Origin of the sequence: Mariprofundus sp. EBB-1 (assembly GCF_003665155.1) — a bacterium.
Classification (GTDB): Bacteria; Pseudomonadota; Zetaproteobacteria; order Mariprofundales; family Mariprofundaceae; genus Mariprofundus.
The window spans coordinates 36,075-50,356 of sequence record NZ_RCFQ01000021.1; the positions used below are offsets into that span (position 1 = coordinate 36,075).

The 14,282-nt window shown below is 45.5% G+C and carries 14 protein-coding genes; 9 read left to right on the forward strand and 5 right to left on the reverse strand.

Annotated features, from left to right (window positions below):
- Positions 1 to 6: 6 nt before the first annotated feature.
- The gene (gene recA, locus D8Y20_RS09345; protein WP_121543037.1) at positions 7 to 1,008 is read right to left on the reverse strand and encodes a recombinase RecA; all 1,002 of its coding nucleotides are present in this window, start codon (positions 1,006 to 1,008) and stop codon (positions 7 to 9) included.
- A gap of 225 nt (positions 1,009 to 1,233) precedes the next feature.
- Here recA and D8Y20_RS09350 point away from each other — a divergent pair, with 225 nt between their 5' ends.
- From D8Y20_RS09350 to D8Y20_RS09375, 6 genes are all read left to right on the forward strand, one after another.
- Positions 1,234 to 2,619 carry a CCA tRNA nucleotidyltransferase gene (locus D8Y20_RS09350; protein ID WP_121543039.1) on the forward strand — a complete coding sequence of 462 codons (1,386 nt, stop codon included), beginning with the start codon at positions 1,234 to 1,236 and terminating at the stop codon, positions 2,617 to 2,619.
- Between the two features lie 85 nt (positions 2,620 to 2,704).
- A complete protein-coding gene (locus tag D8Y20_RS09355; RefSeq protein WP_121543041.1) occupies positions 2,705 to 3,466 on the forward strand; it encodes a hypothetical protein in 762 nt (253 codons plus the stop codon).
- Positions 3,467 to 3,583: 117 nt separating this feature from the next.
- On the forward strand, positions 3,584 to 3,880 hold the full coding sequence (locus tag D8Y20_RS09360; protein ID WP_121543043.1) for a cytochrome c: 297 nt from the start codon (positions 3,584 to 3,586) through the stop codon (positions 3,878 to 3,880).
- A 70-nt stretch (positions 3,881 to 3,950) separates the two neighbouring features.
- Positions 3,951 to 4,772 (forward strand): cytochrome c, encoded by an 822-nt coding sequence (locus D8Y20_RS09365; RefSeq protein WP_121543045.1) that lies wholly within the window; start codon positions 3,951 to 3,953, stop codon positions 4,770 to 4,772.
- Positions 4,772 to 6,211 carry an oxygen-independent coproporphyrinogen III oxidase gene (gene hemN / locus D8Y20_RS09370; protein ID WP_121543047.1) on the forward strand — a complete coding sequence of 480 codons (1,440 nt, stop codon included), beginning with the start codon at positions 4,772 to 4,774 and terminating at the stop codon, positions 6,209 to 6,211. Before D8Y20_RS09365 ends, hemN begins: the two co-directional genes overlap by 1 nt.
- 93 nt (positions 6,212 to 6,304) lie before the next feature.
- Positions 6,305 to 6,706, forward strand: coding sequence for a group II truncated hemoglobin (locus tag D8Y20_RS09375; protein ID WP_121543049.1), 402 nt, complete (start codon positions 6,305 to 6,307; stop codon positions 6,704 to 6,706).
- A 37-nt stretch (positions 6,707 to 6,743) separates the two neighbouring features.
- Here the strand turns inward: D8Y20_RS09375 and msrA are convergent, their stop codons facing one another.
- A complete protein-coding gene (msrA, locus tag D8Y20_RS09380) occupies positions 6,744 to 7,244 on the reverse strand; it encodes a peptide-methionine (S)-S-oxide reductase MsrA (RefSeq protein WP_121543051.1) in 501 nt (166 codons plus the stop codon).
- Between the two features lie 608 nt (positions 7,245 to 7,852).
- Between msrA and nhaA the strand changes: the two genes are divergently transcribed.
- On the forward strand, positions 7,853 to 9,034 hold the full coding sequence (gene nhaA / locus D8Y20_RS09385; RefSeq protein WP_121543053.1) for a Na+/H+ antiporter NhaA: 1,182 nt from the start codon (positions 7,853 to 7,855) through the stop codon (positions 9,032 to 9,034).
- Between the two features lie 31 nt (positions 9,035 to 9,065).
- On the opposite strand, the gene D8Y20_RS09390 is transcribed toward nhaA, so the two are convergent.
- Entirely contained in the window at positions 9,066 to 9,947 is an 882-nt protein-coding gene (locus D8Y20_RS09390) for a radical SAM protein (RefSeq protein WP_121543077.1), read from the reverse strand.
- Between the two features lie 117 nt (positions 9,948 to 10,064).
- Here D8Y20_RS09390 and D8Y20_RS09395 point away from each other — a divergent pair, with 117 nt between their 5' ends.
- Positions 10,065 to 10,580: a YgjP-like metallopeptidase domain-containing protein gene (locus tag D8Y20_RS09395; RefSeq protein WP_121543055.1), complete on the forward strand. Its 516-nt coding sequence runs from the start codon at positions 10,065 to 10,067 to the stop codon at positions 10,578 to 10,580.
- Between the two features lie 300 nt (positions 10,581 to 10,880).
- Here D8Y20_RS09395 and D8Y20_RS09400 read toward each other — a convergent pair whose 3' ends face one another.
- On the reverse strand, positions 10,881 to 11,639 hold the full coding sequence (locus D8Y20_RS09400) for a ribonuclease H family protein (protein WP_121543057.1): 759 nt from the start codon (positions 11,637 to 11,639) through the stop codon (positions 10,881 to 10,883).
- A 122-nt stretch (positions 11,640 to 11,761) separates the two neighbouring features.
- Positions 11,762 to 12,646: a LysR family transcriptional regulator gene (locus D8Y20_RS09405; protein ID WP_121543059.1), complete on the reverse strand. Its 885-nt coding sequence runs from the start codon at positions 12,644 to 12,646 to the stop codon at positions 11,762 to 11,764.
- A gap of 243 nt (positions 12,647 to 12,889) precedes the next feature.
- On the opposite strand from D8Y20_RS09405, the gene D8Y20_RS09410 reads away from it, so the two are divergent.
- Positions 12,890 to 14,242: a 4Fe-4S binding protein gene (locus D8Y20_RS09410; protein WP_236075378.1), complete on the forward strand. Its 1,353-nt coding sequence runs from the start codon at positions 12,890 to 12,892 to the stop codon at positions 14,240 to 14,242.
- The last annotated feature ends 40 nt before the right edge of the window (positions 14,243 to 14,282 follow it).

The window sequence follows — 14,282 nt, forward strand, 5'->3', positions numbered from 1 at the left end:
GCGCTTTTATTCGGCCTTATCATCACCCATACCCAATTCAGTACGTACTTTCGCTTCCACCTCAGCCAGCATCTCCGGATGCTCTTTTAGAAATGTGATAGCGTTATCACGGCCCTGACCAATCTTCTCATTATCCTTGGCATACCAGGCTCCGCTCTTGTTCACAAAACCGTACTGCACCCCCATATCGAGCACTTCACCGGCATGCGATACACCTTCACCATACATAATGGAGAACTGTGCCTGTTTGAATGGTGGAGCCACCTTATTCTTCACTACCTTCACACGGGTATCATTACCCAACACTTCATCACCTTTCTTGATAGCGCCCGTGCGGCGTACATCCATACGAATAGAAGCATAAAACTTCAATGCGTTACCACCGGTCGTTGTTTCAGGATTACCAAACATCACACCGATCTTCATACGAATTTGATTGATAAAGATAATCGTAGTTTTAGAACGTGAAATTGAACCGGTCAGTTTACGCAGAGCCTGGGACATCAAACGTGCATGCAGACCCATGTGCGAATCACCCATATTGCCTTCCAACTCCGATTTCGGTGTCAGGGCAGCGACTGAATCCACGACAATAATATCGAGTGCTCCGGAACGGGTCAGCATATCAACCACTTCCAGCGCCTGTTCACCACAGTCTGGCTGAGAAACCAGCAGGTTATCCACATCCACACCCAGATGTTCAGCGTAAATCGGGTCCAATGCATGTTCAGCATCCACAAATGCAGCCTGTCCGCCCAATTTCTGAGCCTCAGCGATGGCATGCAATGCCATGGTGGTTTTACCGGATGATTCCGGTCCATAAATTTCAACCACACGGCCGCGTGGATAACCGCCCACACCCAAAGCCGCATCGAGCGCCAACGAACCACTTGGAATAACCTCTACAGGCACTCTCTCATTATCACCAAGACGCATCACTGTTCCCTTACCAAACTGACGTTCAATCTGACTTAATGCGGTATCCAGTGCTTTCGTTTTATCTGACATTTGATTCCCCTCACTCCACGTTGGAAGCCTTTTCTCTTGAAGTTACAATTGATAGTCGATTCAAACAGAATCATCATGATCGACTTCATGCTAACAGTACAAGCGGCTTCTAATTTGGCGAAAGGTAGCATGCTCTGCCCACTGGCAACAATGAGAAAGGTAGATCACTATCCGTAAATCACCATCTACTTGCCTTTATTGAATTGTCCACGTGGAATAAGCCACATGTTCAAGCCGGATTTAACACAGCTCCCAGCCCCCTTAATGACACTTTGTCAGCATATTCAGCAGCTAAATGGAAAAGCATGGCTGGTGGGTGGCTCCGTGCGGGATTTAATGCTTGGGCAAAGGCCCAAAGATTACGATATCGAAGTATTCGGTCTGGAAATGCCGGTCGTCGAAACAGCGCTTAACACCCTTGGGCGCACAGAGCTTGTCGGTCAACAATTTGGCGTGTTGAAATTATGGATGGGTCGTTTTGAGTTTGATATCGCTCTGCCGCGGTCAGAAATAAAGTCCGGCTCTGGCCATAAGGGCTTTGATGTGACACCTGATCCCTTTCTTTCTGAACAGAAGGCCACGCTACGTCGCGATTTCTCCATCAATGCGATGATGTTTGATCCCTTACATAACAGACTGATTGATCACCATCATGGTATAAAAGACCTTAACAACAAAATACTACGGCATATAAGCCCGGCATTCTCCGAAGACCCTCTCAGGCCCTTACGTGCAATACAATTTGCCGCCCGCTTTCAATTGAAACTGCATCCACAAACTGCAGATTTATGCCGCTCACTCATCGATGAATCGTCCTCGCTACCCAAAGAACGTATTTGGGCAGAATGGCAAAAATGGAGCCATGCGCCCTACCCTTCACATGGTTTAAAAGCGCTGCAAGAGAGTGGCTGGTTATCGCTCTATCCAGCACTTGAAGCCATGCCTGAATGCCCACAAAGCCCATATTGGCACCCTGAAGGTGATGTGTGGTCACATACCCTACAGGTGTGTGATCAAGCGGCATCGGTTGCAACACATTATCAACTTGATGATAAGACTACAGAAATATTGGTGTTGGCTGCCCTGTGTCACGATGTTGGCAAGCCGGAGTGCACTACCATTGATCAATCAGGCAACATTCGCTCTCCCGGGCACAGTCAAAGCGGTGTGCCGATTACCATGCAGTTTTTAGATCAGATAGGAGTCCCACGTCGCCTTGCTCCATATATTTCTTCTTTAGTTGCAGAACATATCACCCATATTCATGGCGAGCCCACAGCCCGCGCGGTTCGACGACTTTCACATCGATTAGAGCCTGCCAATATCGAATTGTGGGAGATGCTGGTGGAAGCTGATGCATCAGGTCGTGCACCTGCGCCTCCTTCACGTCCGGCTCTCCCATGGTTACAACTGGCACAGGAGCTACAACACCATCAACAGAAACCGCATGCCATTCTTAATGGTAAGATGCTTTTATCACTGGGTATGGTTCCAGGACCTGAGATGGGTGAGACACTACAAAAGGCCTATCACGCCCAATTAGATGGCCTATTTGATGATGAAAAGTCAGCGATACGTTGGTTCTCTGAAGAGCAACAAGCCATTAACTGAGCAAAACACTCAACTATTTAATCTTATTGTTCTTTTTTATCGAAAGCATTATTATGCCGCTGCTTAAAAAAAAGGAGCTCATTCAATGCCGCACTATCGTCGATTTTCCGATGCCTCTGTCAGTGAAAAAATGTTGGACACTATGTTTCTCATTACCATTGGCTTGGGATACCTGTTTGCCCTAACCCATATGTACTTTTCCCATGCTGGCCGAGATGGTGAACCGGGACTCTCTGTAAAAGATGTAGAGATCGCCTATTTCGGTGAAGGTCATCAAACACGACTTGGTGCAGCCCTGAATGGTCCGATGTTAGTGAACTTAGAAAAGCCGGAACAAAAAGATATCATTATTGGCTGGATCAATGCCGGAAAAGATGAAGATGAGTTCAACGAAAAAGTCGCCCCTATTCTTAATAATAACTGTATTATGTGTCACTCTGCAGAAGCTGAAATGGGCCTACCGCATCTAACCAGCTATAAAGACGTCCTTAAACTAACCCATATAGATACCGGGGCATCTATTCAGAGCCTGGTTCGGGTAAGCCACATCCATCTCTTTGGCATCGCCTTTATTCTATTCTTTGTTGGTAGAATATTCCTGTTATGTGAAATGTCGAAAACAGTGAAGCGAGTGACAGTGATTATTCCCTTTATCGCTATTTTACTGGATATTACATCGTGGTACGTCACCAAAATCATCCCTGGATTTTCGTATGTTGTGGTCATCGCCGGTGCCCTCATGGGTATATCCCTGGGCATGCAAATTGTAGTTTCTATGTATCAGATGTGGATATACAAACCAAGAACGGATGCACACACGTTATCAGAAGATGTAATGCATCAATAATCGCAGCAGCGAAATCATCTTTAACCCCAAGGTGTATTCATTGCGCTACGCATTGAAACACTAAGGAACTAACATTGTCCTGTTCAACAATTATCGGGGCAAAAAAGGAGAAAAACTATGAAACATACATACCTAATCCTGGCGGCAGCAGCCTGTTTCGGACTAAGCTCACAGGTTGCCATGGCCGATGGAATCAATGCAGAAAAACTTTATAAGAGCAAATGCAAGATGTGCCATAAGGTTGACGGCAAAAAATTTGGTCCTGGTTTTAAACAGATGAGAAGCGATCCAGCCGAGTTAAAAGAAATCCTCACAAACGGCAGCAAGAACAAGAAAATGAAAAGTTTCTCTAAAAAGCTTAACGAAGAACAGATCGACGCAATGGTTGCATTCATCATCGAAGCACAGCACTAAGTCAACCCTTGCACTCGGAACTCAAGTGGTAAATAGTTAAGCCCTATCAACTTAGGGGAAGGAGAGTCTTATGCAAATCAAATTATGGATCGGTATGGCAGCTGCTTTTATATTGTCACCGATGGTTGCTTCGGCAAGCGATACTTTAGATGGTAAGGCTCTTTATGCTGCCAGTTGTGCTTCATGTCATGGTGCAACAGGTGAAGTAAGCGCGCTGGGTAAGAGCTTAAAGCCTTACCCGGCACGTAACCACAGAGCGATTGCTGGTCTGATCAGCAGAGATGAAATGCGTCGTATTATATCATATGGTGTGGCCGGAACAGCCATGACACCAAAAAAATATGAATTGGATGCATTAGAGATCGAAGCTGTTATTGATTACATCCAAACATTTGAGTACACACCCAACATTGCCAATGGCAAAAAACGTTTTCATGATGTGTGTGTAAGTTGCCATGGTGTAGATGGCCGTGCACAAACAGGCATGGGCGCTAAAAATCTGGTTTATTCCAAGCTCAACCTACAAGAAATTGTTCATACCATGCGTTATGGTCGCCCTGGCACCATGATGACCAGCAAGCGTCATCAACTAACGAATGAAGATATCGCAGATGTTGCTGACTATGTGTACAACCTGCGCTATATGTCTAATGCAAATAACGGCAAGAAACTGTTCAACAATAAATGTAGCTCTTGCCATAGCACCCCTCGCGCCATCAAGCTGATTGGCAATGCTGCTGAAAAACGTGTTGTCTCTGATCTTGATGATCGTTTGCTTGATCTACGCATTCGTCATGGTCGCCATGTTGATCGTGCCGGCAAAGGTGTTGCTCACCTTACATCTGATGAAATTCAAGACATCATGGCTTATATGAGGAAGAACACACAATAATGACAAACACTGTTACCGATATTAGCGCCTCCCAATTGGGGGGCGCTAATCTTTTCAACCTAGAGATTATTAAAAAATACGATAAAGCCGGGCCACGTTATACCTCTTATCCTACTGCCCCTATGTTCCATACAGGCATTGGTGCCAAGCAATACCGCGACACCTTACAACGCGTGGCATCTGATGATGCTCCGCTGTCGCTTTATATTCACATTCCTTTCTGCAATACCATCTGTTATTACTGCGGCTGCAACAAGATTGTGACCAAGCAATATGATCGTGCTGAGCCTTATCTGAAACTGCTATTAAAAGAGATCGATCGTGTTGCCGATAACATGCGCGATAAGCATGGCAATGATTGTCAGCGTCCGGTCACCCAACTCCATTTTGGTGGAGGTACGCCTACCTTCATGCATAACGATCAGATGCGTGCAATTATGAATAAGCTGCGTTCCCGTTTTCAATTTGTTGCAAAAGATGATGGTGAATTCAGCATTGAAATTGATCCACGTGAATGTGATGAAGACACCGTTGCAGTTCTGGAAGAGATCGGTCTGAACCGCATGAGTATGGGTGTACAGGATTTCGACCCTATCGTTCAGAAGGCAGTCAATCGTATTCAAAGTAAAGAAGAGACCATGCGTGTATTATCAGAAGCACGTAATCACGGTTTTGAATCGATGAACATCGATTTGATGTATGGTCTGCCACATCAAACGGTGGAAACCTTTAATGCAACGCTGAAAACAATTATCGAATTCAGTCCGGATCGTATTGCGCTGTTTAATTATGCCCATATGCCGCACATGTTCATGCCACAACGTCGTATTGATGAAGCAGCTATTCCTACGCCACAGGAAAAACTGAATATTCTCGAACATAGCATCAACACCCTGCTTGATGCCGGTTATGTCTTCATCGGCATGGATCACTTTGCCAAACCTGAAGATGAACTCACCATTGCTCAGCGCGAAGGTAAATTATATCGCAACTTTCAGGGCTATAGCACACAGGCTGATTGTGACCTGATTGGTTTGGGACTGACATCCATCGGCTATACCGGCGGTGGTTTCTTCCAGAATGAAAAAGATATGGAAACCTATGCCGCAGCAGTTGAAGCGGATGAATTTGCGGTATTCCGTGGTTATATTCTTTCTGATGAAGATCATCTGCGTCGCCAGGTAATCATGCGTTTGATGTGTGATTTTGCCCTCAGTTACGAACCCTTTGAAACAGCGTTCAACATCAACTTCAAAGAACACTTTGCTGATGGTCTTGCTGACCTGCAGGAAATGGTCACCGATAACCTTGTTGAACTGCGTGAAGATGGGCTGTCAGTGTTACCGGCAGGACGTTTACTCATTCGTAATATTGCTATGGTATTTGATGAATACCTGCAAAAGAAGAAAGAGGGTTCTAACTTCTCGAAGGTGATCTAAATATTCAGAACACCTGCTAACCAAGCAACTAAATCAGGTCGGGCTTTGCCCGGCCTTTTTTATTCTTATTTCACCCATAAAGGAGAATAAACCATGCAATTTACCAGTGATGCTCGCAGTTTTTATGAACGTATCGGTGGCGAAGCCCCGCTTCGCCTTTTAGTACTGCGTTTTTACCATCACATGCATGCACTGCCTGAAACGCAGGGCATTCGAGCCATGCATCAGACCAACCTTGCATCTGCACAGGATAAGTTGTTCATGTTTCTCTCCGGTTGGATGGGGGGCCCATCACTATATATTGAGAAATTCGGCCATCCTCGCCTACGCATGCGGCACATGCCCTTCTCCATTGGTGAGTCAGAACGCGATCAGTGGATGCTTTGCATGTCTCATGCCCTGGCAGATAGCTTTGATGATAAAACGCTGCGAGATGAGCTTTACGAGACTCTTTCAGGTGTCGCCGACTTTATGCGCAACAAAGCCGATGGTTAAATCTACATTTCTCTATCTGCGGCCCCTATCATCTTGCCTAAGCAGACGTGGGTAGCACCCAGTCTGGGCGCGGATAGTGACAGCTATAACCACCGGGATAACGTAACAGGTAATCCTGATGTTCTGGCTCAGCTTCCCAGAAGGCGCCAACCGGCTCTACTTCGGTTACAAGCTTGCCAGGCCAGAGGCCACTGGCATCGACATCGGCAATAGTTTTCAATGCAATCTCTTTCTGCTCCTCATTCACGTAATAGATAGCAGAGCGATAGGACGATCCCCTGTCATTACCCTGACGATTGGGCGTTGTCGGATCATGAATCTGAAAAAAGAATTCCAGTAGTTTCCGATATGAAATCACGTCGCTATCAAAGCTGACATCGATAGCCTCAGCATGGCCACTATGATTGGTATAAGTAGCGTATTGTACATCCCCACCAGTGTAGCCCACACGTGTGGCGTGTACTCCGGGCAAGCTGCGAATCAGATCCTGCATACCCCAAAAACATCCTCCAGCAATGACCATGCGTTCTTCTGCCATGTAGATCTCTCCTTCATCAGTACAATAAGTATTTTACACATTGCAAGCCTCCACATTCATCTTCTCGCAGTCTATAATGCCTTGACATGATGTTTATACATGCAAGAAATAATGCATAATAATTGTTGTATTTAGATAGCTTATAGACACATACTAAAGATTAGCTTTAACAATATTTCGTGATTTTAATCGTATCTCAGAAGCAGATTACCTTCGCTTGATTCTATTTCGAATGCTTGTTGATGCCTCGCGTTGGGTAAACGATACCAAGGCTGGTAACGCCTGAGTTAACGTTGCTGCTCACATCATTCAGAGCGTTCTGTTTTTGTATGAACCTGGTTGCCGGAAGGTTTGATGCTCACAACATAGAACTGATCGTGTTGTATTGTTCGGCTATGATATGACATCTGACCGCCCCCGCCTACATGGAAACACGCGCAAAAAGCTTCACTTTCACAGGGATAGTATCACTTAATGCTTGAAAGATTAGATGGCCTGTTTACATACTGAATTAATAATTCACAATTCCTTAAGCTAAATCATGAGAAAATCTCCGCCGCGATATTTGCTCATCTGATAATCACGATGACATGATACATGGAGAGGGAATGATTTCAGCAATCAGAGCATTTTTAAAAATTGAATCTGCTAGCGGCATACTACTAATTTCGGCAGCCATGCTGGCCGTAGCCCTTGCAAATTCACCTCTCTCTCATCTCTATGATCTATTGCTCAATACCCCCGTAGAGGTACGTGTAGGGGCACTTCATATCGCCAAGCCACTACTATTATGGATCAATGATGGTCTGATGGCTGTCTTCTTTTTCATCGTTGGTCTGGAACTGAAACGTGAAATGCTTATAGGTGAACTTGCCAACATAAAAGCGATTGCACTGCCCGGCTTTGCTGCGATTGGCGGCATGCTGGCACCAGCTTTGATTTATATATCCATCAACGGGAATAATGCTGCTGCCTTGGAGGGCTGGGCCATTCCAACCGCTACGGATATTGCTTTTGCACTTGCTGTACTAACGCTGCTTGGCAAACGTGTACCGCTGGCACTAAAAACATTTCTGGTGTCCCTGGCAATCTTTGATGATATTGGCGCGATCATCATCATTGGCATTTTTTATACCAGCGATGTATCTACCTTAAGTCTTATTATCGCCGCATGCAGTATTCTAGCGCTGGCTCTCCTCAACAAAGCAAATGTTTACAAAATCATGCCATATATCTTTTTTGGACTGATCATGTGGGTAGCAGTATTAAAATCAGGCGTACATGCCACCCTTGCAGGCGTGATTCTGGCTATGTTTATACCGCTCAAGCCTGATCCGGATGGAGGCAATTATTCACCTCTGAAAAACTTGGAACATGAACTGCACGGTTTTGTTGCGTTTGGCATTCTGCCCATCTTCGCATTTGCCAATTCAGGACTCAATCTAAGTGATATGGGCTTTGCAGATCTATCGCATCCTGTAACGCTGGGCATTATCTTCGGACTATTTATCGGCAAACAACTCGGTGTTTTCACCTTTGCCTGGTTAGCTGTAACCATGGGACTGGCCAAACTACCTGATCATGTGAACTGGTCACATATTTATGGCGTTTCGCTGCTTTGCGGAATCGGATTTACCATGAGTCTGTTTATCGGTTCACTTGCCTTCGAACGCAGTGGTGACAATCTACTCTTCGATGAACGACTCGGCATAGCCCTTGCGTCTCTACTCTCTGCACTCTGCGGTTATTTTTGGCTTAAACGATCACTGCGCCAATCTAGTGCATCATAGTGATCCACTCCTTTGTACGCCCTGTATTGTTCTACATGCCTCGTATAAAGCATGGGCGTAACGGCCGTTGTCCATCCAGTGCAGCCTGTAGTTGAGATAATAGCTTCTCTTTATCACGCGGAAGATTACCAGCCAGAGCCAGCGCATTGGATGCATGATTAGAACGGAAGACCACAGGTTTAGGCGGGTTCAAGCCTGAAATTAAGGAGACCTGCTCTTCCAACACCCCTCTATCATCCTGCATCTCGTATTTTTCCCCGAACTTCGTCTGAAATTCATCAACGATATCATCTTCCAGATGCAACTGGAGCGTAGATAGATAGGTAATCGGTGCTCTATTGAGCAGTGCAACGGTGCCATCAATATGCTCCCGCCAGTGCTCCTTACCACCCAAACCAAGGATGACGGTGCCAGATACCTTTAACCCCGCATCAAAGGCTTTCTGCATGGCTTTAACGATCCCCTGTTGACTGGCGCCTTTGGTGATCTTTTTCAGTATCAGATCAGAACCGGATTCAATGCCCAGATATAGCAAACTCAGGCCTTTAGCTTTTAACTGTACCAATTCATCATGACTCTTAGCCAGAATGTTGCCGGGCGTGGCATAACATGACACACGCGACAGCTTTGGCAGAGCGGTATGCAGTAGATCAAGAATCATGAGCACCTGATCAGCAGGCAGACTAAGCGCGTCGCCATCAGCCAGAAATACCCGCCGTGCATCAGGCCGCCTGCGCGCTGCAATTTTTATCTCTTCGCTGACAACATCAAGCGCTCGCTGCACATAATGTTTACTGCGGTACATCGAACAAAAGCTACATTGATTGAAACTACAGCCCAACGTCACCTGAATAATCAGATTATCCGCTTCACTGGGAGGCCTGAACAGGGGCATATGATAAGGTAGCGGCATCGAATATAGAACCTCTTCACCATAAATGTTGATATAAGCTATTCTATCCTGAGCTTTCAAACTAAGGAAATGACTTGCAGGCTTGGCTAAAACCATAAATAGATAAAGCATTCGCGCATGCGCCCTAAACCACCACCAAACTATCTGGCCGGTTATCCAGTAGCTCTGACAGATACAATCAAACAGATGATTGATGAAAATCAACTGGCTGATTACTTGTTGCGAAAATATCCGCACCGGCACGCCGTACGCAATGACAAAGCCCTTTATGATTATGTTATGGAATTCAAAAACAGCCATCTGCGCAATACCGGAGTCGTCAAGAAAGTAGCCTTCGATAGCACCCTGCACATTACCCGCAATGCACTGGGCATACACACCAGCAAATCACGGGTGCAGGGAGCAAAACTTAAAGCTGTTCGCGAAATTCACATCGCGACCATGTTTAAAAATATGCCGATTGAATTTTTGCGCATGATCGTGGTGCATGAACTCTCACACATGAAAGAATCCGATCACAACAAGGCCTTTTACAAACTCTGCTGTAATATGGAACCGAACTATCACCAATTAGAATTTGATCTACGCGTTTACCTCACCTACCTGGAAACAACAGCCAAACCATTCTGGTAACACTTTAGGCCGGGCGCTTAGCGAAGGAAGCACATATTTATGCCGTGTTTCTGCGCAGGCCTTCATTTGCATGCACATCTTACAACAACACATTATCAAACATTAATATATATTCATCTAGCATTCACAGCCAACTCATTCTAAGCAACTAATGTTCTGCCTGTCTGAAGCGGATACTCTCCCCTCCCTCCCTGAGTCCCTTCAGACAAAGTTTTTAAGGCCTCGATTTTTCGGGGCCTTTTTTCTTTGCTTTTATTAATCTAGGCTCAAGACATTACCCCTGCTGGAGAATTGCAGAAATCAACCCGCCCGCAGTGCCAGTATTTCTTCAAGGTCCAGTGCTTCTTCATAACGTTTAAAGCCGGTATCGCGCAGTGTAATAGCCAAAATCGACATGCGATCAGCCAGTTCATTGCCTTCTACTCCCACATGCCCATTCACATGCAACACCTTGATCTTCTCTTTTAATTGCTGGTGCAGTGCAAACATCTCTTTGATCAATTCCAGATTCTTGATTTCACCACCCTGCTTCTTCCAGCCTTTTTTCTGCCAGTTCACGGCCCATTGGGTAATGCATTGGATGGCATACTTGGAATCACAAAAGATCGCGACGGATCTGCCTGCGGCCAATTCAGTCTGTGCCATAAGCATTGATTGATGCAGCGCATTTAGTTCCGCCGTATTGTTGGTTCCCTTGGGGTTAAACAAACCATACCAAAGCTCAGAAAGAATATTATTCCGATATACCGCTACACCTGAGCCAGCTTTACCGGGATTCGGTTCACAGCCACCATCGGTGAATATTTTAGTGTCAGCCTTCAGCGCCCTGACTTCAGCGGCTGTATATGTCTTCACCGTTTGTTGATTCGACGTTCGTTTTTTAGTTGTACTCCTCGAAGTCGTGCCATGACCTGAAAAAGCAGTTTCTGCTTCCACCATACTTGCAAACGATTTATAGCGCGCACCGGCAAATCCATCGATCTGTTTCTTGCATGTCGCCCAGTCATTAAAAATACCGGTCTCTCTTCCCTGCCATACAACATAAAACTTTTTAGCCATTTGAATGAACACCTCGATAGACAGATATATGCCTGCAATATGATCCTATTGCAGGGCGGAACCCAACAGTATCGTCAGATTAAAACCGATCCATTGATCCAAGTCACTATTTACCCTTTCCTCTATCCATTCCCCTTAGGTTGGTGACCTTCCAGTAGTTCAGATTGCATCTTCATCTCTTCGATCATGTGATCCCGAAAGGCCAGGACCCTTGCAGTGCGTTTCAGGTCAGGGTGAAACAGTAGCCACACCCCCAACTTCATTTGCGGGTCAGGTGGACATAGACGCTCCAGATCCGGGTCGGTATCCCCCATAAAACAGGGAAGGTAGGCCACTCCAAGATGTTGTTTCAAGGCGGCCGCGGTTAACAGGGTATCATCCACATAAACATTCTTGCGTTGGGCTGCAGCTTTTTTTCTGGTCCAGCTTTTATGAAATGCACAGCAGTTCACACCCAACCACTCTGGCTTACCTCCCTCATGTTCGATTTTAGCCAAATATTCTCGACTGCAATATACCGTTGTGGCAACACTGCCCAACTCTTTGCCGATCAATGAATCATCCGGTGTATTGGTTAAACGAATCGCGACATCGGCATCGCGTTCAACCAAACTAGTATTTTTATTAGAAGCCAACAAATGTAAATGCACATCCGGGAAACGTTGACTGAAGCGGGCAAACATCGGCATCAATATACCTGAAGCCATACTGTTGATAGATGTAACACGCAATTCACCAGTCAGACGAGCATCCCACCCGCCCAAGCTACCATCTACCTCCAACACCTCATGCTCCATTTTACTGGCGGCTAGTTTCAGGCTTTCACCCGCAGGTGTGAGTTCATACCCGCTTTTTTTACGTTCTAATAATCGTACGCCCATCGTTTGCTCTAGTGACCGAATACGTCTGGATACCGTTGAGTGCTGCACCCCTAATTTGCGAGCACCGCCACTGATGGAACCTTCGCGTGCTACAGCCAGAAAAAGTCTGAGATCATCCCAATTCAAAATCGCCTCCTGTGCATATTTGCACATTGTGATTCTTTTTTTAGTGAATTGATAGATAAAAGCACGGCGTTAATCTTCGCCAGCATTCTAATAGTCATACGATTCACAATATCGGGTAAACGGAGGGAGCATGCGACTGGGCCGAATTAAATTAAACCAAGACCTATCTCACCGATCTATCTCGAATCGAGCCACATTGATTGCTTTGTCTGTACAAGGGCCCGTACAACATGCAGGTCTGCTTTGAAAGACACCCCCACGGATACGGCTTCTGAGGCATTGAAACAGATTCCGATTCAAGTGGAGCATGTAGCTGGCGCAAAAACGCTGCGCCCATCAAGACGCTTACTGCAATATCTGACACTGATTATTCTTATTCTGATTCCGCTAAGCGGTCTGTTTCGAATAGATCTGGGATCAGCCAGCTTTATTCTACTTGAACGACAAGTATGGTTTTCAGATTTCCTGATTATTTTCGGTCTGTGGATATTTATAGCCAGTCTGCTGATGATGACCTATTCACTTGTAGGTTCGGCCTTTTGTGGCTGGATGTGCCCACAAAATACGGCAGCAGAATTTGCCGATATGCTAACCGCTAAGTTGCTTGGGCGCAGCGCTAATATGCTCGACATCAGTGGTGAACAAATGCAGGTCGCGCGGCGCAAAAAGAGCTGGCTTAACTATCTGGTGTTGTCGATAGGACTGTTATTACCGGCCATGCTTTATGCCCTGATCCCCCTGCTCTACTTTGCCTCACCATCCCAAATATGGTCATACATAACCCTTTCTGAAGAAGCACTGCAAAATGGTAGTCTGTACTGGATATTTTTAATCCTCACCGGTGTATTTCTATATGATATCGCGGCAGTTAAACATTTGTGGTGTAAATACATGTGTTTCTACCGGGTATGGCAGGAATCATTTAAGTCAAAACACTCCCTGCGTATTCGTTATGATGATCAGCGTTCTGACCACTGCCTGACATGCAATTATTGTGTAGATGCCTGCGTTCTTGATCTCGATCCGCGTACAACCGGCTATATTGATAATTGTATCAATTGTGGTGCCTGTGTAACAGCCTGTGATGAACTCAATAGCAAACGCAAAAATGGTGCCGAAGCGGGCTTGTTAAGTTTTATCATTGGAGATAAAAAGACACCATCAACAATCGCTAAAGTGCTATCGGTATTCTTGAATAACACAAAAAAACCACTCCTTGCAACAGTGGTCGGTGCTGTTCTGCTCGCCATGGGGATGGCCGGCTACCAGAGCGAATCATTTTCAGTTTCTGCAATGGCAGAAAACAGCAAAGGCGCGGTACTCGATTACCGTATTAATATTGCCCATAAACTCTATTCACCCGTTAATATCACGCTTAAAGTTAAAGGCCTTAACAATTCATTTTTATTGGATAAAGATAACATATCTTTTGAAACAGCCGGACGCATCGATGTCAGTCTGCATGTATCACCCGATCTACCTTCAGGGCTGCATCGTTTCGTTGTATTGGCCAGTGCAGACAACGGCTGGTCAGATCAGTTTGAAGTGACGCATTTTGTAAAAAATAGCGCCATTAAGAGTCCGTCGGACTTGTGAAAATATAGGAGAAAGTATGACTTCCCAAGCATCATCTACG